Raw genomic sequence first — 20,959 nt, forward strand, 5'->3', positions numbered from 1 at the left:
GCCGCGAAAGGCCCCATTCACACACGACTCCCATGGAATGCACGCCGGTTCGTGGGCCACGCTGGTACCGGACCGGGGCCCGCCCGTCCGGCGAAACGCGCATCGAGAAGGAACCAGATGAACACTGCGGACCCATCGGCCGGTTCGTCCGCGCCGCCGACCGAGCGCGGTCGCCTCCTGGTCGTCGACGACGAACCCGCGATCGTGGACACCGTCACCCGGTTCCTGCGCTTCGTCGGCTACGACGTGCGCACCGCCGGAACCGGACGGCAAGCGCTCACCGTGGCCCGCGACTTCCTGCCTGAACTGGTCCTGCTCGACATCATGCTGCCCGACGGCGACGGCTTCGAGGTGCTGCGCCGGCTGCGCGCCGACGGCCTGCCCGTCGCCGTGGTCTTCCTCACCGCACGCGACACCCGCAAGGACGTGGTGCGCGGGCTGACCGCCGGCGGCGACGACTACATCACCAAACCCTTCGGACTGGACGAGGTCACCGCGCGCATCGAGGCGGTCCTGCGGCGTACCCGCCGCGCCGACCCCGGCGGCGACGTGTTGCGCGTGGCCGACCTCGAACTCGACTCCTCCGCCCACCAGGTGCGCCGCGCGGGCCGGCACATCGACCTGTCCCCCACCGAATTCCGCCTGCTGCGCTACCTGATGCTGCACCCGGATCGGGTGTTGACCCGGGCCCGGCTCCTGGAACACGTCTGGTCCTACGACTTCAACGGCGACGACACCGTGGTGGCCACCTACATCAGCTACCTGCGCCGCAAGATCGACGACGGGCAGAGTCCGCCGCTGATCCACACCCGGCGCGGCGTCGGCTACTGCCTGCGCACCCCGCCGTGCTGAGGCTGCGCGCCGGGATCCGCACCCAACCGCTGCACCGCCGTCTGGTGGTGGTGATCATCGTGGTGTGCACGGTAGTGCTGAACACCTGCGCCGCGGTGACCGTGGGGGTGCTCCGGGAGTCGCTGTTCGATCGCCTGGACGAGCAACTGGACACCACCGCCGCCGCGTTGCGCGCACTGGACACCCGCGAGCGCAGCAACGCGCCGATGAGCCTGGATCCGGGCGTGTGGCTGGAGTACCCGGGCGGCCTGTACGTCGCACTGGCCGTCGTGCACCGGCAACCCCAGGGCCCGGGACCGAGGTTGACCGGTCCGCTGCCCGCGAGTGGCGCCACGTTCACGACCGGCTCGGCGCGGCCGGGGTCGCGGGAGAGCTTCCGGGTGCGGGTACAGGCGTTGACCGACGGGCGCACCGCCCTGATCGCGCTGAGCGTGCGCGAGACCGAGGCGGCGGCCGACCACGCGCTCTACGTCGTGCTGGCCACCGTCGGCATCGCGCTGCCGACCCTGGCCCTGCTCGCCGCGCTGTTCGTGCGGCGGGAGTTGCGGCCGCTGGAGCGCGCCGCCCGGGTCGCCGACACGATCGCCGCCGGCGACTACGCACAACGCGTGCACGATCCGCTGATCGGCCCGCGCACCGAGGTCGGCCGGCTGGCCATCGCGCTCGACCGGATGCTCGACGGGATCCAGGCCGCGCTGGCCGCCCGGGACGCCTCCCGGGAACGGTTGCGCCGATTCGTCGCCGACGCCTCGCACGAACTGCGCAATCCGCTGCAATCCATCGGCGGATACGCCGAGTTGTACCAGCGGGGCGCGCTGCCCGACCGGGCCGCTGTGGACGACGCGGTGAGCCGGATGCGTGCCGAGATACGCCGGATGAACGGCCTGGTCGAGGCACTGCTCCTGCTCGCGCGCCTGGACGAGGAACAGGACACCGACCTGGAACCGGTCGACCTGACCCGGGTGGTCGCCGACTCCTGCCGCGACGCCGCCGCGATCGAGCCCGACCGACCGCTGACCCGCACAGGCCTGCCGGACAAGGACCGGGTGAGCGTGCTCGGGGACGAGGACCGACTGCGGCAACTGGTGGCCAACCTGCTCGGCAACGTCAGGATGCATACGCCCGCGCACACCCCGGCCGAGGTCGAACTGCGCGCCGCCGGCGGCGAGGTGCTGCTGACGGTCCGCGACCGCGGCCCGGGCATCCCGGCCGCCGATCTGCCGCACGTCTTCGACCGGTTCCATCGGGCCGACAAGAGCCGCAGCCGCACCCAGGGCGGCAGCGGTCTGGGGTTGTCCATCGTCGCGGCGATCGTGGAGATGCACCACGGCACGATCACGATCGGCCCGGCGCCCGGCGGGGGGACGGTGGTCGAGGTGCGGTTGCCCGCCTTGGCGGAGGCGGACACGAACGCGGAGGCGGGGTCGGGGTGGGAGGCGGGCCCGGTCGGTGGGACGGGCGGGCCGATCCGCGGCTTCAATCCCCCCTGACGGTAAGGGCGTGGAAACCGGTCAGGTCCTCCAGGAGGCGCCTGCCGTCCTCCCGGGCGGGTGGGGGCAGTTCGTCGAGCAGCGAGCCGACCCGCGGGGGCCGTGCGGGCGCGCGCAGCGCGGCGAGCAGGCGGGCCAGGGCCTCGGCGGGCAGGGGGGTACGCGTGGTGTGCCCGCACGCGGCGACGATCCGTACCGCACCGATGTCCTGCCAACGCACCGGCTCGTCGGCGGGCAGCCCGACGGCGACCCCGTCGGTCAGCGACCGGTGCGGCGCGGGCGGCGGCGCGGGGAAGAAGCCGCCGGCCGTCCAGCGGCGCAGCGACAGTGTCGCCACCCACTCGCGGGCCGCCTCCTCGTTCGCGCCGCGGCGGAAGAAGTCCACCGCCTGGTCGAGCGCGGCGGGCAACACGCCTGCCGACAGCGACTCCTCGACCCCGTCGGGCGACGCCCACGACGGTCCCGCGAGCGGCGGAAGTCCGGCCGTCTCCATCTCCTCGCTGAGCATGGACTCGGGAGTGGGGTCGGTCAGATACTCCGCCACCTCGAAGGCGGCGCGGGTGAACTCGCGGGGCAGGCCGACATTCACACTGGTGGCGGGGGTGTCGTCGAGCGCGCTTTCCCCCACGTGGTAGTGGCTCGACGGCCAGTAGAGCATCTCGCCCGCGTGCACCTCGACCGCGAACGAACCCGGCAGGTAGCGCTCGTAGTCCAGCACCGAGGTGACCGCCTCCGTCCACGGCCGCTCCGGCCAGAAGCGCATCACCTTGCGGCCCTGGAGGGCGAACATGAACGACGCGAACCGGTCCTTGTGCGCGCCGATCTGGGTGTGCTCGTAGTTGCCGTGGAACATCGTGGTGATGGCGCTGCTCAGCGGCAGTCCGAAGCGGCGGAAGGCGCCGTCGTAGAAAGCCCGTTCGCGGCGCCACAGCGGGTGGTGGAAGGCGTGGAACGCCTGCACGGTCAGCGAGTACCGGCGGCCGTCGAGGCGTTCGGCGAGGCGTGTGGCGTAGCCGTCGAGCGAGTCGTCCTCGGCGAGCGGCAACCAGCCGTCGGGGCGGGATTTGAGGTCGCGGTCGACGGCGAAGCGCACGTGTTTGGGGATCTCCCCGGCGGCGTTGGCGGCGGTGGCGGCCACGGCGGAGCCGAACACGTCGTCCGGGCGGAAGGGGTGGACCGACGGGCCGCCCGGGAGGCGGATCAGGACCGGGCGGCGGTCCCAGTAGCGGTCGGCGATCAGGTCCCAGTCGAGCCCGTCGATGACGTCGACGCCACCGGTGCGGTCGGTCATGTCGGTTCCCCCGCCGTCGTTTCGGTCGTGTCCGCCTCGGCCGCCGATTCGATGGCGCGCACCCGGTACAGCACACGCAGCAGGGTCAGGACGCCCTCCTCGCGGGTGGTGTGGCCGGTCACGCCCACGTCGGCGCACACCTCGGCGAGGTCGCTGGTGCGCCGCCGGTCCAGGGCGGCCAGGACACGCGGGGCCAGTGCGCCGCGTACCGGGAGCAACAGCCCGTTGACCGCCCATACTTCCGCCGCGGGGCCTTCGGGCACCCGCAGGACCTCCGCGGCGAGCCGGAATCGCGAGCGGGCGTCGACGGCCGGTTCGGTGCCGGGGCCGGGCGCGGTGGCGGAGCGGGGTTCGGGTACCGGTTCGAGGCCGGCCGCCGTGCGTCGGGCCGCCCAGCGGCGGCGCACCGTGCGGGTCAACTCGCCGTCCGGGTCGCCCGCCACCCGGCCGAGCACCCGCGCGACCTCGGCGAACTCGGCGATCGGCGGCGTCGAGCCGTCCGCGTTCTCCGGCGGCGGATAGGGCAGGTACGGCATCGGTTGGGCGGCCACCGGATCCCGGCGGATCAGGTCCTGGAGCACGCCGCGTACGGCCGGGAGCGCGGTGGTCGGATCGGTGGGTACGGTGATCCGCAACACGGCGGCCCGATCGGTGAACTCCTCGCCCCCGTCCGGCTCCACGGCCGCCGCCGGGTGGTACAGCACCTCGCCCGCGCCGGCGTCGCGCCCATGGGTGCCGGCGAGTACCCAGGTCAGCACGTCCGTCCCGGGCGCGGGTGGTGGGGTGCGAAAGTCGTGGCCGAAGCAGAGTTCCGAGGTCAGCGGCAGTGCCGGCCACCCGATCCTGGACCACAGTCCGGCCAGCGCGTCCCGGGCCCGCGCCCAGCGGGGGAAGTCCAGGACGAAGGGGTGCCGGATCGTCAGCAGCCAGCCCTTGCCGTCGAGTTCGTCGTCGAGCCGGTCCGCGTAACGATCGAGGTCGTGGTCGTCCTCGGTGGGCAGCAGGGCGCCGGGGGCGGCCAGTCGGCCGTCGACGGTGAAGAAGCGCACGGCCGACACCGACCGGGGGCGCGCTCCGGCGCGGAACGGGCCGCTCATCGCGGTGGCGGTACGGAAGGCCGTCACCGCGTCGATCGGGGGCACGACGCGCGATGCGCGGGCCGGTTCGCGATCCCAGGCGCGGGCGCAGACGTCCCGCCAGTCGGCCCCGCTCCGCTCGTCGGTCGGCCCGCCGGTCGGGGCCGGCGGCCCGGTCGTTTCGGCGTTTCCGGTGGCCGTGCCGCTCACGACGCCTCCGTGGGGGTGTCGAGCCCGACCAGGTGGATGCGCAGTGTGCCGCCGGACCACTCGTAGCCGATCCGCCGGCCCGCCCTCGGCCAGTCGAAGTCGACCCGACCGTCGGCACCGCCCTCGGACCAGCGCAGCGTCACCCCGAGTGCGGGGTCCACCAGGGCTCGGGTGTCCGGCAGTTGCTCGATCACACCGACCACCGCGTCGCGCAGGGCAGGGCCGAGCGCGGCCAGGGTGGGGTCGGCGTAGCGGTGCAGTCCGGCCGTGGGGAATTCGGGGACCTCCGCCTCGGGGCTCTCCCGAAGCGGAACGGGCGTGGCCAGGAAGGGCTCCGGCGCCGGGGCCATGGTGAGCAGCGGTGCGCCGGGGGCGGCCGGGTCGCCGTCGGCGGGGGCCGCCGCGCAGAAGTAGTAGGGCACGTCCCAGCGGCTCAGTTGCGCCTTCTCGTCGACGCCGAAGGGTTCGCCGTCCGGATAACGTTCCGCGGTGGTGCCGCGCAGTCGGGCGTCGATGGCCCGGGCGTAGTCGGCGGTCGGGCGCGGCACGATGCGGATGTACGCCCGGCGCGCCCGGGGTTCCAGTTCGCGCCGCACCGCCTCGCGGTGCCGACACAGCAGCGTCCAGGCGTCGAACATGCCGCGCAGCATCGACAGGAGGTGGGGCGCGCGGCCGAACCCGCCCTCGGTGTCCGCGACGGCGGAGGGGACCACCGTGCGGGTCGGCGGGCGGTCCATGGGCAGCAGTCGCAGCGTCCCGTCGGCCGCGCGTCGCCAGACCAGCGCGCCGCCCTCGAGGGCCCGCCAGTCGGCGGTGTCCTCCAGCCCGGGCGGATATTCGAAGTCGTCGGCGGTGGCCTCGGCGGGCGACGGGGCCGGGCCCAGGAGGCCGGTGGCGCGCAGCCCGCTCGATCCGGTGAGGTAGCACTCCAGGTCCACCGGGTACAGCATGGGTTCGTCGTGCGCCCGGTGCGGGCGCGCTCCGGCCAGGACGTTGCCGCCGATCAGATCGGAGATGCCGAAGGCGACACAGGTCGCGGCGAGGTTGCCGGCCCGACGCCAAAAGCGGCGCGCCTGCTCGGGGGTGAGGACCGTACCGGTCATCGTGGTCGTGCCGTCGACGCGGACGGGACCCTGCTCGGCCGGTGCTTCGATCCATTCGTGCCAGCTGTAGCCGCGCGCGCCGGGACCGCTGCCGCTCCAGGTGGCCAGGGTCGGCAGTCGCACCGGTCCGGCGGCTTCCGGCAGTGCGTTGATCCGCTCGAACAGGCCGCCCGGTTCCGCGGGTTGCCCGTCCTCCCCTATCGGGCCGTCGGCCAGGAACAGGGCTTCGCCGTTCGCCGGTCGCGGTTTGTACGCGAGCGCGCCGCCGCCCGCGAACGCCAGTCGTAGCACTCGCAGTCCGCCGTTGTGGGTTTCCGCGCCGTGCGCGCGCAGTTCGACGACGGGACCGGCCAGGCGCGGATCCCGGGGCCGGTTCGGTGCGCCCGGGTCGGTGCCCAGGCGGACCAGGAACAGGTCGAGCGCGGCCTGTAGTTGGGTGACGCGCAGATCCGCCAGGCGTTCGGCCACCTCCGTCGGGGAGTGATGGCACGCGGTGAAGATCGCGCTCAGCGTGGGGCCGAACAGCGCGGAGTCGACCGGGTCGAGTACGCCGGGCGCCAGGAGGTCGGCGCTGACGCCGGCGGCGGCGCGCACGCTCCAGGCGTCGAGTCGCTCCATCGCGCGCCGGAAGGGGGCGAACCGGTCCTCGGCGAGCAGCGCGGCCACCTGTTCGGCGTCCCGGACACCGCCCAACGCTTCGTCGGGCGCCAGGGTTTCGGCCGGTCCGTCGGTGACGACGGGCGGGAACACCTCCTGGGCGCCGCCCTCCCGTACATGCCGGATCAGCCGGTCGAGCACGGGAACCGGCAGCGTGGTGGCCAAGACGAATCGTCCTTCCGTGACGGGGCGGGGCTCGGGCGAAACCCGGGTCGGCCTCGGGTCGGGATGTGCGGTTCCGGGCGTCGGATCCGCCGGAACACGCCGGATGCCGCACCCTCGGGCACGGCATCCGACGTGCGGGCTCAGCCTCAGGCCGGGCAGTACCCGTAGTGGGTACAGCTCGTCGGAGGACGAAGCCGGTCGTCCACGAGTTCGAACTCCAGGTCACCCACGAGAATGTCGAACGATTCGTCCTCGTCGGCCGATTCGATGCGGAGTTCCGTACCGCCGCGCAATTCCATCGCAATCTCCCTTCCGTGTGCTTTCGGTGAGGGGTGGGTCGGCGTGTCGATCACGGCCGGAGAGGCCCGCATACCCGCCGACAGACCTCATCATTGGCGGGAATTCCTGAGGACGGCAGTCGAATTCCGGACACTTGTCCGACCGGGCCCGGACCCGTTTCCCGGTCGGCGACGGCGGGCCCGGGGCCGGCGGGCGGGACCTGCCGGCAGGCCGGAAATCGCCCTTCCGGACCGTCCGTCGGGGTCGGGGAGGGCGTCGGTCCCGGGGCGGAGCCGAGTCGATCGACCCGAAGAGGGTGACGTGCCCCATCTCGTCCGGCATACTTCCGATTCATGTTCCTCATCGGCGGCCTGTTCCTCGCCCTCACCCTCCTCGGGGTACCGCTCTGGGCGCTGTTGTCCCTGGGCCGGTACCTCGCCCGCGTGATGAGCCGGCCACGCCCGGAGCACGCCGCGCGGCAGAGCGCCACGCCGGCGACGGCCGTACGTACCTGATCCACGCGCACCGAGCACGGCGGCATCGCCGGCTCGACGAGCGCCCGGACCACACTTCACGCGTCCGCCCCGGCCGAGCCGGCACCCGGACGATCCCGAAATCGAGGACTCCCCTCCCTCGGGAACGCGACGATATGCCGTCGCCAAAAATGCGCGCATCGATCTTCATCGATCCCGTCGGCCGGCGATGATCAAATTCGCCCACCCATGGCCCGACCTGCGCATACACCCGCCGATATCCAAGGCAAACAAGCCGATCAATACCATCTCGGCAGTTGTCACAGACTGGGGAAACGGAATACGATCTTCGCGTTTTCTGCGATCGACAGGTAATCGATCTTCCGCCGGATTCGGCGCGACACACTAGCCAAGCCGACCGGCCTGCTATACAGTCAATCCCGGTCATCAGTCCGCGCGAAGTCGCACGGGAAAATTTGATGACCCGAACCTTCGGTTAAATCGAAATGAATAGAATAGCTGAACCCTAGCCATTCCGAAGCTTCCCCGCGAAGCCGACGCCCTCTCCTCCGGTCGACATCGACCGGACGAGCCGGGGCCGGGCCTTCGCGTCCCTACCGCCGATTCTCGGAATTCGAGAACAGGCCGGCAGGGAATCTCGTGCGCGCACCATCCGACCACTTGTCACCGCCCGACGCGCGCCGCGGACCATCGTTCGACCACCGCGGTGCCCGGCGGCCACCCCTCCGAGAAGCATCCGTCGTGAAGCTCCGTGCGTGCCGTTCCCGACGCCCGGGGCTGTCCCCGGCCGTCACGCGTGTTACGCGCGTCCAACGGGGATTTCGCCGGATGACCAGTCCTGCGCGAGTGCTGGGAGTGTCGTCGAGCCGTGGGGAAACCAGTCGAAAACCGTGTTTCGGGAAACATCGAACCCCAGTCGGCGCAGTACCGCTGTGTCGGCATCGGAGTCGGTCCCGCCAACCTGAGCCTGGCGTCACTGCTGCACGGGCGCGCGGAGACGCCGAACCTCTTTCTCGACCAGAAGGAGCGGTTCGGTTGGCACGACAATCAGCAGATCCCCGGCGCGTCGTTACAGGTGTCGCTGCTCAAGGATCTCGTCATCCTCTCCGACCCGACCAACGGGTTCTCCTTCCTCTCGTATCTGCACGAGCAGGGCAAGATCTACCACTTCATCAACGCGCAGTACGACGCGGTTCCCCGCCGGGAATTCCGGAATTATCTGGAGTGGGCGAGCCGACGCAACGAGAACATCGTCTTCGGCGAAAAAGTGGTTGCCGTGGAGTTCGACGACACGCGCGGCATGTTCGTCGTGCACACCGGCCGGCGCACCGTGACGGCGGAGAACATCTGCGTCGGTGTCGGCACCACGTCGTGGGTTCCCGAGCATGCCCGGGACAAACTCGGCGACACCCAGTTCCACGTCAGCGACTTCATCGACGGAACACGCCCCGGACTCGCCGGAAAGCGGGTCGCCGTGGTCGGTGGCGGTCAGTCCGGGGCCGAGGCGTTCTTGGATCTGATATCCCGTGCGCCGCAGGAATTACCCCGGCGCGTGACCTGGATCTCGCGGCGCGGGAACTACTTTCCCATCGACGACTCGCCGTTCACGAACGAGTACTACACGCCCAGCTATTCGGAGTATTTCGCCGGGGTGGACCGGGCGGTCCGCGAGTCGCTCAACAGTCGTCATGTGCTGAGCAGCGACGGCATCTCCGAGTCGACGTTGCGGCAGATCTACCAGCGCTGCTACGAACACCGCTTCATCGAGGGCACGCAGGATCTGCTGGCGCTGCTGCCCAATCGCGGGGTCACCGACGTGAGCGGGAACGAGTCCGGCGGATGGACCATCGAGATGGGCCACAACGACCGGCCGGGTGTGGTCGAGTACGTGGATGTGGACACCATCGTGTGGGCCACCGGATTCCGTCCGGCGTCGACCGAATTCCTCGCGCCGATCGAAAGCCGCCTGGAACGCGAGGGCGACGAGTATCGCATCGACCGGGATTTCGCCGTGCAATGGGACGGGCCGCGCGATCGCCTCATCTTCATGCAGAACGCGGCACGGGGTCAGCGCGGCCTCGCCGATCCCAATCTGAGCCTGACCGCCTGGCGCAGCCGGCGCATCCTCGACCGGCTTCTGGGGGTGGGCTCCGACGAACAATTGCCGTCGTTCGTGGAGTGGTCCGCCAAACCGCCCGTCGACGACCTGGACGCCCTGTGAGCCGGGAACACGCCGATGTGGCGGTCGTCGGCGCCGGAATCGTCGGCTGCCTGGTCGCCCGGGAGATCGTCGCCCGCGCTCCGGAGGCGTCCGTCCTGCTCCTGGACCGGGACACCGTCGGTACCGGTGCGAGCCGGCGGTCGGCCGGACTGCACTGTCCGCGCGGGGCGACGGAGCGGGTACGGCAAATGACGGCGTACAGCCAGCGGTACTACGCCGAACTCAAGGACGCCGCACCCGCGTTGCCGATCCACGCGGTGCCGATGTCGGTGGTCGCCTCCCCCGCGAACGCGGCACGCGTGCGCGAGATCTACCTCGACAGCGCCGAGTTGACCCCCATCGACCCTCCCGAGGGCCGAACCGGCCCGCCCGACCTGCGACTTCCCGAGCACGCGCGGGTCTGGGACTGTCGGGGCGCCCAGTACGCCGACGTATACACGCTGGTCCACGACCTCATCCGGGAACTGCGGGCACGGGTGACCCTGCGCGAGGGTGTGCACGTGGACACGCTGCGCGCCGTCGGCCACCCGGGCCCTGGCCCGGACGGCGTCGAACTCGCCCTCGGCACCGGCGAGACGGTGACCGCGGATCGGGTCGTGCTGGCTCCGGGACCCTGGCTCGCCGAACCCGCCTGGCGCGAGTTGTTGGCCCCGCTGGGCGCCCGCGTCAAGAAGATCGTCGCCCTGCACGTCGAGCGGGTCCCGACCCGCACCGACCGGGCTGTCGTCTTCCACGACGAGGACGCCTTCCTGCTGCCGCTGCACGCCTCGGGGCACTGGCTGTTCAGCTACACCTGTACGACCTGGGACGTCGATCCCGACGACCTGGCCGGTGGCCTGTCCGCCGACGACGTCGACCAGGCGCGCGCGAGCCTGCGCCGCCACGCCCCGGCGTTCGCCGAACACCGCGTCTCGGGACGGGTGTTCTGCGACGCGTACAGCCCCACCGGCGAACCGCAGGTGCGGGCGCTGGGCGGCGGACGCGTCGTCTTCGCCGGCGCCGCCAACGGGTCCGGATATCGGCTCGCCCCGGCGATCGCGGCGCAGGCCGCGGATCTGCTGGACCTGTCCTCGATTCCTGCGCACGCGTGATCGAAGTGAAGGAGCCGTCGTGAAGATCAGCACCTACCGCCCCGACGCCCCCCACGCCGCCGACGGCGTCGCCGTGGCCGCCGTGGAGGCGGGCTCCGCGACGCGGCTGGGTGTCGGCGCGACCTGGGTCGGCGTCGCCCCCGGCGCACGCTCGGAGGCGCACCAGCACGACGAGACGGAGACATGGGTGTTCGTCTCGGGCACCGGGGAGTTGACCGTGGACGCCGAGCGCCATCCGGTGTCCGCCTCCACCGTGGTCCAGTTCGAACCGTTCGAGACCCACTCCGTGGAGAACACGGGTGACACCGACCTGCTGTTCGTCAGCCTGTACTGGCGCGACGGCGAACGGGCGATGAACGCCGCCCACGACACCGGGCACCGCGGGTTCGGCACCCGTCCCGTGTTCGTCTTCTCCTCCGCCCCCACGCCCAACGGCGACCTGCATCTGGGGCATCTGTCGGGGCCGTTCTTCGGCGCCGACGTATTCGTCCGCCACCAGCGCATGCTCGGCGCCGACGCGTGGCACATCACCGGCAGCGACGACTACCAGAACTACGTGGTGGCCGCCGCCCGTCGGGAGGGCCGCACCCCGGCGCAGACCGCCGCGCACTACAGCGCCGAGATCCTGGCCACGCTGAAGCTGATGGACATCGACGTCCACCAGTACACCGCGACCAGCCGCGACGACGCCTATCCGGCCGCGCTGCGGGCGTTCTTCTCCCGACTGACCGCGTCGGGAACCGTCGCACCGCGCGAGAGTGCCGCGCTGTTCGCCGCCGACACCGGCGAGTACCTGTACGAGTCGGGGGTGTCCGGCCGCTGCCCCGCGTGCGACGGCGACAGCGGCGGCAACATCTGCGAGACGTGCCTGGAACCCAACGTGTGCACCGACCTGATCGAGCCGCGCTCGGCGGCGTGCGACGCGCCGCCGCACGAGCGGGCGCTGGTGCGCTACACCTTCCCGCTGCACGAGTTCGGGAAGGTGGTCACCGACCACCACCGGCTCGGCCGGGTCCCCGCGGCGGTCAAGGAGCTGGCCGAACGCCTGGGCCGGCGCGAACAGTTGAACATCCCGGTCACGCACATGGCCGAGTGGGGCATCGCCCCCGCCGAGACCGATGTGCCGGGTCAGGTGATCTGGTCCTGGCTGGACTACGCCTTCAGCATCCTGTACGGCATCGGCGAACTCGGCCGCGACCTGGGCCGGGACTGGGACGCGGACGCCCCCTCGCCCGACTGGAAGATCGTGCACTTCCTGGGCTCGGACGGCAGCTTCTTCCACCCCATGTTCGTCCCGGCGCTGTACCGGGTCGCGCATCCGCGCTGGGAGCCGGACATCGACTACAACATCAACGAGTTCTACCTCCTGGAGGACAGCAAGTTCTCCACCAGCCGCGGCCACGCGATCTGGGGCAAGGACGTGCTGAACCCCCGCACGGTAGACGCGATCCGCTTCTACCTCGCGCTGACCCGCCCCGAGGGCCGGCGCACCAGCTTCTCCCCCGACGCGTACGAGACCTTCGTGCGGGACACCCTGGTCGGCACCTGGCAGGCGTGGCTGCACGACCTGGGCGGGCGTGTCGCCGAGCGATACGCCGGCGTGGCGCCCGACGCCGGCGTCTGGCGGCCCGAACACGCGGCCTTCCTGGCCCGGTTGGAGGCGCGCCGCTCGGCGCTGACCGGGGCGCTGGGGCAGGACGGCTTCTCGCTCAATCGCGCGGCCGAACTGCTGGACGGCATCGTCACCGACGTCACCACCTTCGTCCGTCACCAGGCCCCCGCCGCCGACGTGGCGGACTTCAAGGACGAGGCACGTACGGGGATCGCCCTCGAACTGGCCGCCGCCCGACTGCTCGCCACGTGCGGCGCCCCGGTGATGCCCCGGTTCGCGGAGCGCCTGTCGGCCGCGCTCGGCGTCCCCACGCCCACCCGCTGGCCCGCCCGGGTCGACCTGGTGCCCGCCGGGACCGTCGTCGACCTGGCCGGCCGGGAGTTCTTCGCCGTCCCCGGGGCGGCCGACGCGCAACCCGCGGCCCCCGCCGACGCGCAACCCGCGGCCCCCACCGCCGACCGATCGGCCCCGCCGCTGCTCCCGTGGTTCAGCGCGCTGGTGCGCGATCTCCTGCGGCTGCCCGCCGACGAGCCCGTGCACGATCGCTCGCTGATCCAACTGGGCATGGCATCGCTGCAGGCGATCGCCCTGCAGTACCGACTCACCGAGCAGGTCGACGCCGACATCCCGATCGAGGAACTGCTCGGCGCGCGCACCGTCGCCGAACTGAGCGCGCTGATCGCCGAGGGCCTGGACCCGGACGACGTTGCCGCACGCGCGGGGGTGCCGGCGTGAACCACCTCGGGGTTCTCCGCGAGATCGAGGCCAGGGGACTGACCATCTCGGCCGCCGGAGCCGATCTGCGCCTGCAGGGTCCCCGGGAACGTATGGATCCCGAACTGCTGCGCCTGATCAAGGAGCACAAGGCGGCCCTCGTCACCCATCTGGACCCGCCGGACGGCTTCGCGCTGACCGACCTGCAACGCGGCTACCTGGTCGGGCGGGGCGAGCACGTCGAGATGGGCAACGTGGCCAGTCACGTCTACCACGAGATCGAGGGCGCCTGGGACCTCGACCGCCTGGAGGCCGCGCTGCGCGCGGTGGTGGCGCGCCACGACGCGTTGCGCACCCGCTTCACCCCCGACGGCCGCCAGGTGCGGGAGGCCGAGGTCGAGGTGCGTATCGGGCGCATGGATCTGCGCGGCGCGTCCGAGGCGACGCGGCACGAACACCTGCGCGCCGAACGCGCGTCGCGCTCGCACCGCGTCCTGCCGGCCGACCGCGCGCCGCTCGTGGCGGTCGACGTCACCGTCCTCGCGGACGATCGGATGGTGCTGCACGTCGACCACGACGGCCTGGTCATGGACGCGATCGGCATGTTCCTGTTCTTCCGCGACTGGCGCCGGGCCTACGACACGACGGAGGGTACGGCCGAGGCCGCGGCGGAGGAGGCGTCCTTCGAGGCGTACGTGGCCGCGGTGGAGGCCGCGCGCACCCGGGCCCCGGCGAAGCGGGCCCGCGCCTACTGGATGGACCGCCTCGACGACCTCGCGCCCGCCCCGGACCTGCCCCTGCGTACCAGCCCCTCCTCGATCGTGGCGCCCCGCTTCTCGGCGCGCTTCGCCCGACTGAGCGAGCCGCGGTGGACCGCGCTCAAGGCCCGGGCGGCGGCGGCCGGACTCACCCCCTCCGCGGTGCTGTTCGCGGTCTACGCGGACACCCTCGCGGCCTGGGGCGCCGGTTCGCGGTTCACGATCAACACGACGGTGGCGAACCGTCCGCCGATCCACCCGCGCATCTTCGAGGCCGTCGGCAACTTCTGCGAGACGATGCTCGTCGAGATCGAGGTGGACCGGCGCCTGCCCTTCGTCGAGCGGGCCCGGGCGTTGCAGGCGGGGCTGCGCCGAGGGTTGGACAACCGGCACTTCACCGGTATCGAGGTGTTGCGCGAGGCCGCCCGGCGCGGCGACGGCGCGGCGCACGGGCCGATGCCGTACACGTTCAACAGCGCGCTCGGCTACGCGCACGCCGACGTCGACGGCTCGGCCCTGGAGCTGTTCGGGCCGGAGGTGTACACCTCCAGTCAGACCCCGCAGGTGTGGCTCGACGTCTCCACGTTCGAGCAACACGGCGGCGTGGTGGTGCAGTTCGACAGCGTGGACGCGCTGTTCCCGGACGGCCTGGTGGCGGACCTGGTATCGGGCTACCAGCACCTCCTGGAGGCGCTGCTCGCCGAGGAGTCGTGGTCGGCGCGGACGTTCGACCTGCTGCCCGAGGCGCAGCGCGAGCGCCGCCGGGCGACCAACGCGACGGCGACGCCGCCGCCCGCGCCGGGCATGTTGATCGACGCGTTCCTGGCGCACGTGGAGCGCGCGCCGGACGCGCCCGCGGTGTTGACCGCGGGCGCCTCGCTGAGCTACGCGCAGGTGTACGGGCACGCCGCGCACGCCGCCGCCTGGTTGCGCGCCCACGACGTGGGCCCGGACGAGTTGGTCGGGCTGGTGATCGATCGTGGGCCCGAGCAGGTCGTCGGCATTCTCGCGACGCTGCTCGCCGGGGCCGCGTACCTGCCGGTCGATGCCGCGCTCCCGCCGGCGCGGCGCGCGTACATGCTGGACAACGGCCGGGCGCGGGTGGTGTTGACCAACGACGGGGAGGCGGGCGCCGAGGCGGGGCGCGAGGTTTTGGTGCTGGACGCCGGCCGGCCGCTGCCGGCGGGACCGGTGCCCGATCCGCGTCCGGTGCCCGGCGCGGCCAACGACGACCACCTGGCATATGTGCTGTACACGTCGGGGACCACCGGCGAGCCCAAGGGGGTCATGGTCGCTCGCGCGAGTGTGGCCAACGTGGTCGCCGACTGCAACGCGCGCTTCGGAATCGGGCCGGCGGACCGCTTCTTCGGGATCAGCGCCTTCAACTTCGACCTGTCCGTCTACGACGTCTTCGGCGCCCTGTGCGCCGGGGCGGCCGTGGTGTTGCCGGACGCGGACCGCGCGGCCGATCCCGCGCACTGGTTGTCGTTGTGCGGCCGGGCGCGGGTGAGCGTGTGGAACTCGGTACCGGCGATCGTGTCGCTGCTGCGCGACCAGGCCGCGGAGGGCACGGACGCGCTGGACACGCTGCGCCTGGTGATGATGAGCGGCGACCGTATTCCGCCGACGTTGCCGCAGGAGTTGCGCAAACTCGTACCGGACGCGCGGATCGTCTCGCTGGGCGGGCCGACGGAGACCACGATCTGGAACGTGTCGCACCCGATCGGCCCGGACGAGGACGGCTCGCGCAGCATCCCCTACGGGCGGCCCAACGCGAACAACCGGGCGTACGTGCTCGACGAGTTCGGGTGCGACGTGCCCGACGGGGTCACCGGCGAGATCTGGGCGGCCGGGGTGGGTTTGGCGCGGGGCTACTGGGACGACCCGGAGTTGACCGCCGAGCGCTTCGTGCTCGACCCGGAGCGCGGCGAACGCCTGTACCGGACGGGCGATTTGGGCCGCTACCTGCCGGACGGCGAGATCGACATCCTCGGCCGGGGCGACTTCCAGATCAAGGTGAACGGCTATCGCATCGAGGCCGGCGAGGTGGAGACCCGACTGGCCGCGTTGCCCGCCGTGGAACGCGCGGTGGTCTCCCGGCAGTCCGGCGCGCGGGGCGATCGGCTGGTCGCCCATCTGGTCCCGGCCGGCGACGAACGCCCGGACGTGGACGCGGTACGCGCCGCGCTGCGCGAACATCTGCCGCAGTACATGATCCCGGCCGCCGTGTACTGGCACGCCGCGCTGCCGTTGACCCGCAACGGCAAGGTCGACCGGGCCCGACTCGCGGCCGCCGCCGAGGCGGTGTCGCCGGCGTCGGCCGCGCCCACCGCCGCCGATTCGGAACTGGAGCTGGTGGTCGCCGGGTTGTGGGCCAAGCCGCTGCGCGTCGCGGACGTGGACCTGGACGTCACGCGCCCGCTGTACGACCTGGGCGGCGACTCGCTGGTGGCCGCGCGCATCCTGGCCGGGGTGCGCAAACGGTTCGGTCTGACCATCACGCTGGACCGCCTGCCGGAGGTGGACACGATCCGCACGATGGCCGCGCACGTCGAACGCGGCCTGGCCGAGCGCGCCGGGGCGGGGGCGAGCACGCCGTGAGCGATTCGGTGATCAACCACATCGTCTCCCGGGCCCCCTCCCCCGGCGGGCACATCTCCTTCTTCCGGCTGGGCGGGACCCGGACGATCGAGCTGACCGAACTGCACACGCGTGCCGGACGCCTCGCGCTGTGGTTGCGCGACCTGGGTATCGAGCGGGGCGACCGGATCGGCATCCTGGCCGCGAACGGCCTCGGATGGGTACTGCTCGATCTCGCGGCGATCCGCCTGGGCGCGGTGACGGTGGGCTTCGACCCGGCCAAGTTCGATACCGACACCGGGCTGCTCGAACGCTACCGACTGGGCGTGCTGTTCACCGACGGGACGCCGCGGGCTCCCGGCAGCAGGGCGCTCGCCGACATCGAGGTCGCGTCGGCCCTGCCGGACGACGGTCGGGTATCGGAACCGATCGTCTACACGCCCGACGACGTGTTGTCGCTGAAGCTCACCTCGGGCAGCACGGGCGAGCCCAAGACGCTGACCGCGTCGGTCGGCAGCATCGACGACGATCTGCGCGCGGTCCAGGAGATGTTCGCGCACGGCGACGGCGACAACCTGCTCGTGTTCCTGCCGCTGTCGGTGCTCCAGCAGCGCTACTGGACGTATTCCGCGCTGCGTTGGGGCCACGACGTCACGATCTGCACCTACGAGGCCGCGTTCCCGGCGCTGCGCGCGATCCGGCCGACGGTGGTGATGGGCGTGCCGGGGTTCTTCGAGACGGCCAGGAAACACATCGAGGCGCGAATGCGCGGCGCGGGTGCCGACACGGACGAGGCGACCGCGCGCCGCGACGGCGCGCGGCGGTTGTTCGGCGACCGCGTCCGCTACCTGTGGACCGGTTCGGCGCCGGCCTCGACCGGCACGCTGGCCTTCTTCGAGGACGCGGGACTGCCGATCTTCGAGGGCTACGGCCTCAACGAGACGTGCATCGTCACCAAGAACCACCCCGGCGCGCACCGGCGGGGCAGTGTCGGGCGGGTCCTGCCGGGCAAACGGGTGATCCTGGACGCCGAAGGGGTGATCCACGTACACGCCGACCACCCGGTGTGCGCGGGCTACGAGCAGGCGCCGCCCGGGGTGTCCGAGCGGGTGTTCGCCCCCGACGGCACGGTGCGGACCAACGACATCGGCCGGCTCGACGAGGACGGATTCCTGTACGTGCACGGCCGCGCCGACGACGTGATCGTGCTGGACAACGGCCGCAAGGTCGTGGTGCGTCCGCTGGAGGAGCGGATGAAGGCCAGTCCCGCGATCGAGGAGTGTGTGGTGTTCTGCCCGACGCAGACCCGGCTGGTCGCCGTGATCTCCCCGGCGGCGGGGGTGGGCGGACCCGACCTGGAGCGCGCCGTCGCCGCGCAACTCGCGCGCACCAACGCCGCGTTCGGGCCCGACGAGCAGATCCGCGCGGTGGTGGTGGCCAGTCCCCGGTTCAGTGTCGGGAACGGACTGCTCACCTCGCAGCTCAAGCCCAGGCGCGGGCCCATTCTCGACGCCTACCGTTCCCGGATCCACGACACCGAGGGAGGCATCCATGCAGTCCGAGATTGAGACCGTGGCCAGGGCGAACCTGGCCCGGGTGTTGGAGTCCGACATCGCCCCCCAGGACCTCGACCCGGACCAGGACATGGTCGGCACGTACGGATTGACTTCGCTGAACAAGGTCTTGTTCCTGATGGCCGCCTGCGACGATGCAGGGGTGGACCTGGCCTGTTTCACCGAACCCGACGTCGCGGCCATGAGCACGCTGCGCGATGTGACCGAGGCGCTGTCGCGCCACGCCGGAAAGGCGGCTTGAGATGACCTGGGTGCGGACCGCTTCGACGACGCTGGAGAACGAGCACGTCCTGCTGCGCCCGATCGTCCCCGAGGACCGCGAGGCGATCCGCAAACAGGCGATGGACCCCGAGATCTGGCGCTACTTCGTGCTGGTGATCGCCACCGACGCCGAGTTCGACGCGTTCTTCGACGCGGCGCTGGCCGATCAGGCCGCCGGTCGCCGGGTCGTCTACAACGTGATCGACAAGTCGGTGGGCCGCACGGCGGGCAGCATGAGCTTTTGCAGCATCGCCGAGCCGGACGGGCGGCTGGAGATCGGCTGGTCGTGGCTGGGCGCCGAGTTCCGGGGCAGGGGCGTCAACCGCTGGGCGAAGTTCCTCATGCTGGAGCACGCGTTCGAACAACTCGGCGCAGAGCGGGTGGAGTTCAAGACCGACGTGCTCAACCTCCAGGCGCGCGCGGGTCTGCGCAACATCGGCGCCACCGAGGAGGGGGTGCTGCGCAGCTTCAACCCGATGCCCGGCGGGCGGCGCCGCGACGCGATCTACTACAGCGTGCTGCGCGGCGAATGGCCCTCGGTGCGCGAGCAGTTGCTTGCCGGTCCCAAGGTGACCCGGCCGACGGGGCGGGCATGACCACCGACACCCTCGCGGTGCCGGTGGTGCGGGCCCGGGGCGACGCCTTCGCGTGCGGGCGGCGGCACGGCGTCGAGCGCGCGGAGAGCCTGCGGGCCTTCCTCGACGACGGGCTGGCCCGGTTGAACCGGGTCGGGACGACCCCGGTGTCGTGGGCGACGCTGCGGCCGGTGCTGGACGCGTACCGGGTCGAGATCGAGGCCCAGACACCGCTGCTGGCCGAGGAGTTGCGCGGGCTGGCCGAGGGTGCGGGACTCGATGCCGACGAGGCGCTGCTGCTGCAGATCCGGCGCGAGGTGATGGGATACCAGCGCATCCCGACCATGGGGGACTGTACGACGTACGCCGTCGCCGGCGCGGCCGGTCCGGTGCTGGCGCAGACGGTCGATCTCAACGGCGACCTCGACGATCAGATCTGTGTCCTGGACATCGCGCGGACCGGCTCGCCCCGCCGGGTCCTGGTGCTCGGCTTCGGTGGGCTTCTGGGCTATCTCGGGATCAACAGCGACGGCCTGGCGGTCGGGCTCAACCTGGTGCTGGGCGGCAGATGGCGGCCGGGCCTGCCGCCCTACCTGGCCATCCGTCACCTGTTGGACAGCGCCGCCGACGTGGACGAGGCGGTGCGGATCCTGCGCACCCTCGGGCTGGCGAGTTCGCGCAACCTGGTGTTGTGCGATGCCCGCAAGACGGCGTGGGTGGAGATCCTGGACGACGAGCAGCGGGTGAGCGTGTCCTCGACGAGCGTGCACACCAACCACTTCCTGCACCCGGACTTCCTCGCCCACGACGAACTCAACGTCTTCGCCCGCAACTTCTCCCGACAGCGCCTGGACGCCTGCCGGACCCGGGTGGGCGAGTTGCCGCCCGACGCCGGCGTGGAGGCACACTTCGCGCTGCTGTCGCGGGCGCCGATCCGGGTCGAGGGAAACGGCGACATCCGCCGCGAACGCACGGTGGCCGCCGTGGTGCTGCGTCCCGACCTGGGCGAACTGCACGTGCGGCCGGGCGATCCGGCGCTGAACCGCACCCACTCGTTCTCGCTGCGCGCACCCGCGACACTCGGATCCGCGCCGTCGGAGGTGACCTCGTGAGCGTGTCCGTGACCGGCGACGGCTGGTTCGTCTCGCGCGACGACGCCGCCGCGCACACCCCGCTCGTGTACTGCTTCGCGCACGCCGGCGGCGACTCGCGGTCGTTCCTGGCCTGGCAGGAGGGGTTGGGCGACGAGGGCGAACTGGTCGCGGTATGCCCGCCCGGCCGCGCGCACCGGGCCCGCGAGGCCCGACCGACACTGGCGGCGTTCGCGGACGGCGCGGCCTCGGCGATCCGGGCCCGGGCCGGCACGCCGGGCGCCGACGCCACCCGGCCGGTGTACCTGTTCGGGCACAGCCTGGGCAGCCTCGTCGCGTTCGAGACCGCGCGGCGGTTGCGCGATGTGCCCACGCTGCGCCGGTTGTTCGTCTCCGGAGTCGCGGCCCCCTCGCTCGCGCCCTCGGAGCGGGTGTGCCGGCTCGCCGCCCTGGAGGGGCGCGAGTTCGCCGAGGCGCTGGAGTTCTTCGAGGGGCTGCCCCCGGAGGTGCTGGCCCAGGACGAGGTCCTGGACCTGCTGCTGCCCGGCGTGATCGCCGACTTCCGGATGGCCGCCGGCTACGAGTACACGGCCGCCGCACGGCTGGCGGTGGGCGTCACGGTGATCGCCGGGCGCGACGACCCCTATCTGGCCGCCGACAAGGTCGCGTTGTGGGAGGGGGAGTGTGTGCGCCCGCCCGAGTGCCACTGGGTCGACGGCGGCCACTTCCACTTCCGCGACAAAGGCCCCTCTGCGGTGATCGACCTGCTGCTCGGCGCCATCCGGGCCGACCAGCACGTCGAGGTGATCTGACCCTCTCTCAGCGCGTGACCACACGAGCGCGTCGACACACCGGCGCGTCGACA

Annotated in this window: 16 protein-coding genes; 12 read left to right on the forward strand and 4 right to left on the reverse strand. The window is 71.9% G+C overall.

Annotation, left to right across the window (positions count from 1 at the left end; genetic code table 11):
• Window positions 1-117: 117 nt before the first annotated feature.
• Together ACFRCG_RS00105 and ACFRCG_RS00110 are read left to right on the forward strand one after the other, a co-directional pair.
• Window positions 118-852 carry a response regulator transcription factor gene (locus ACFRCG_RS00105; protein WP_380026962.1) on the forward strand — a complete coding sequence of 245 codons (735 nt, stop codon included), beginning with the start codon at window positions 118-120 and terminating at the stop codon, window positions 850-852.
• Window positions 846-2,342 (forward strand): sensor histidine kinase, encoded by a 1,497-nt coding sequence (locus tag ACFRCG_RS00110; protein WP_380026964.1) that lies wholly within the window; start codon window positions 846-848, stop codon window positions 2,340-2,342. Before ACFRCG_RS00105 ends, ACFRCG_RS00110 begins: the two co-directional genes overlap by 7 nt.
• Here ACFRCG_RS00110 and ACFRCG_RS00115 read toward each other — a convergent pair.
• The 4 genes from ACFRCG_RS00115 to ACFRCG_RS00130 form a co-directional block, all read right to left on the reverse strand.
• Window positions 2,329-3,633, reverse strand: a complete 1,305-nt coding sequence (locus tag ACFRCG_RS00115; protein ID WP_380026966.1) for a cupin — start codon at window positions 3,631-3,633, stop codon at window positions 2,329-2,331. The genes ACFRCG_RS00110 and ACFRCG_RS00115 overlap by 14 nt on opposite strands.
• Window positions 3,630-4,919: a hypothetical protein gene (locus tag ACFRCG_RS00120; protein ID WP_380026968.1), complete on the reverse strand. Its 1,290-nt coding sequence runs from the start codon at window positions 4,917-4,919 to the stop codon at window positions 3,630-3,632. The genes ACFRCG_RS00115 and ACFRCG_RS00120 overlap by 4 nt, the downstream gene beginning before the upstream one ends.
• On the reverse strand, window positions 4,916-6,844 hold the full coding sequence (locus ACFRCG_RS00125) for a hypothetical protein (RefSeq protein WP_380026970.1): 1,929 nt from the start codon (window positions 6,842-6,844) through the stop codon (window positions 4,916-4,918). The genes ACFRCG_RS00120 and ACFRCG_RS00125 overlap by 4 nt, the downstream gene beginning before the upstream one ends.
• A gap of 146 nt (window positions 6,845-6,990) precedes the next feature.
• Complete coding sequence (locus ACFRCG_RS00130) at window positions 6,991-7,143, reverse strand: hypothetical protein (protein ID WP_161500921.1); 153 nt, start codon at window positions 7,141-7,143, stop codon at window positions 6,991-6,993.
• Between the two features lie 333 nt (window positions 7,144-7,476).
• Between ACFRCG_RS00130 and ACFRCG_RS00135 the strand changes: the two genes are divergently transcribed.
• The 10 genes from ACFRCG_RS00135 to ACFRCG_RS00180 all read left to right on the forward strand — a co-directional run bounded on the left by ACFRCG_RS00135 (window position 7,477) and on the right by ACFRCG_RS00180 (window position 20,906).
• Entirely contained in the window at window positions 7,477-7,638 is a 162-nt protein-coding gene (locus ACFRCG_RS00135) for a hypothetical protein (protein WP_380026972.1), read from the forward strand.
• A gap of 847 nt (window positions 7,639-8,485) precedes the next feature.
• Window positions 8,486-9,838: a lysine N(6)-hydroxylase/L-ornithine N(5)-oxygenase family protein gene (locus tag ACFRCG_RS00140; protein ID WP_380026974.1), complete on the forward strand. Its 1,353-nt coding sequence runs from the start codon at window positions 8,486-8,488 to the stop codon at window positions 9,836-9,838.
• Complete coding sequence (locus ACFRCG_RS00145) at window positions 9,835-10,929, forward strand: NAD(P)/FAD-dependent oxidoreductase (protein ID WP_380026976.1); 1,095 nt, start codon at window positions 9,835-9,837, stop codon at window positions 10,927-10,929. Before ACFRCG_RS00140 ends, ACFRCG_RS00145 begins: the two co-directional genes overlap by 4 nt.
• Window positions 10,930-10,948: 19 nt before the next feature.
• Complete coding sequence (locus tag ACFRCG_RS00150; RefSeq protein WP_380026978.1) at window positions 10,949-13,276, forward strand: class I tRNA ligase family protein; 2,328 nt, start codon at window positions 10,949-10,951, stop codon at window positions 13,274-13,276.
• Complete coding sequence (locus tag ACFRCG_RS00155; RefSeq protein WP_380026980.1) at window positions 13,273-16,614, forward strand: amino acid adenylation domain-containing protein; 3,342 nt, start codon at window positions 13,273-13,275, stop codon at window positions 16,612-16,614. Before ACFRCG_RS00150 ends, ACFRCG_RS00155 begins: the two co-directional genes overlap by 4 nt.
• Window positions 16,611-18,161 (forward strand): AMP-binding protein, encoded by a 1,551-nt coding sequence (locus ACFRCG_RS00160; protein WP_380026982.1) that lies wholly within the window; start codon window positions 16,611-16,613, stop codon window positions 18,159-18,161. Before ACFRCG_RS00155 ends, ACFRCG_RS00160 begins: the two co-directional genes overlap by 4 nt.
• Window positions 18,145-18,408: an acyl carrier protein gene (locus ACFRCG_RS00165; protein WP_380026984.1), complete on the forward strand. Its 264-nt coding sequence runs from the start codon at window positions 18,145-18,147 to the stop codon at window positions 18,406-18,408. Before ACFRCG_RS00160 ends, ACFRCG_RS00165 begins: the two co-directional genes overlap by 17 nt.
• A gap of 1 nt (window position 18,409) precedes the next feature.
• Window positions 18,410-19,024 (forward strand): GNAT family N-acetyltransferase, encoded by a 615-nt coding sequence (locus ACFRCG_RS00170; RefSeq protein WP_380026986.1) that lies wholly within the window; start codon window positions 18,410-18,412, stop codon window positions 19,022-19,024.
• Window positions 19,021-20,115 (forward strand): C45 family autoproteolytic acyltransferase/hydolase, encoded by a 1,095-nt coding sequence (locus tag ACFRCG_RS00175; protein WP_380026988.1) that lies wholly within the window; start codon window positions 19,021-19,023, stop codon window positions 20,113-20,115. The genes ACFRCG_RS00170 and ACFRCG_RS00175 overlap by 4 nt, the downstream gene beginning before the upstream one ends.
• Window positions 20,112-20,906 (forward strand): thioesterase II family protein, encoded by a 795-nt coding sequence (locus ACFRCG_RS00180; protein ID WP_380026990.1) that lies wholly within the window; start codon window positions 20,112-20,114, stop codon window positions 20,904-20,906. The genes ACFRCG_RS00175 and ACFRCG_RS00180 overlap by 4 nt, the downstream gene beginning before the upstream one ends.
• The last annotated feature ends 53 nt before the right edge of the window (window positions 20,907-20,959 follow it).

Origin of the sequence: Embleya sp. NPDC056575 (assembly GCF_042793325.1) — a bacterium.
Classification (GTDB): Bacteria; Actinomycetota; Actinomycetes; order Streptomycetales; family Streptomycetaceae; genus Embleya.

Coding starts and splice junctions, on each gene's coding strand:
- ACFRCG_RS00105 (WP_380026962.1), top strand. CDS start 118: ATGAACACTGCGGACCCATCGGCCGGTTCGTCCGCGCCGCCGACCGAG.
- ACFRCG_RS00115 (WP_380026966.1), bottom strand. CDS start 3,633: ATGACCGACCGCACCGGTGGCGTCGACGTCATCGACGGGCTCGACTGG.
- ACFRCG_RS00130 (WP_161500921.1), bottom strand. CDS start 7,143: ATGGAATTGCGCGGCGGTACGGAACTCCGCATCGAATCGGCCGACGAG.
- ACFRCG_RS00135 (WP_380026972.1), top strand. CDS start 7,477: ATGTTCCTCATCGGCGGCCTGTTCCTCGCCCTCACCCTCCTCGGGGTA.
- ACFRCG_RS00165 (WP_380026984.1), top strand. CDS start 18,145: ATGCAGTCCGAGATTGAGACCGTGGCCAGGGCGAACCTGGCCCGGGTG.
- ACFRCG_RS00170 (WP_380026986.1), top strand. CDS start 18,410: ATGACCTGGGTGCGGACCGCTTCGACGACGCTGGAGAACGAGCACGTC.
- ACFRCG_RS00175 (WP_380026988.1), top strand. CDS start 19,021: ATGACCACCGACACCCTCGCGGTGCCGGTGGTGCGGGCCCGGGGCGAC.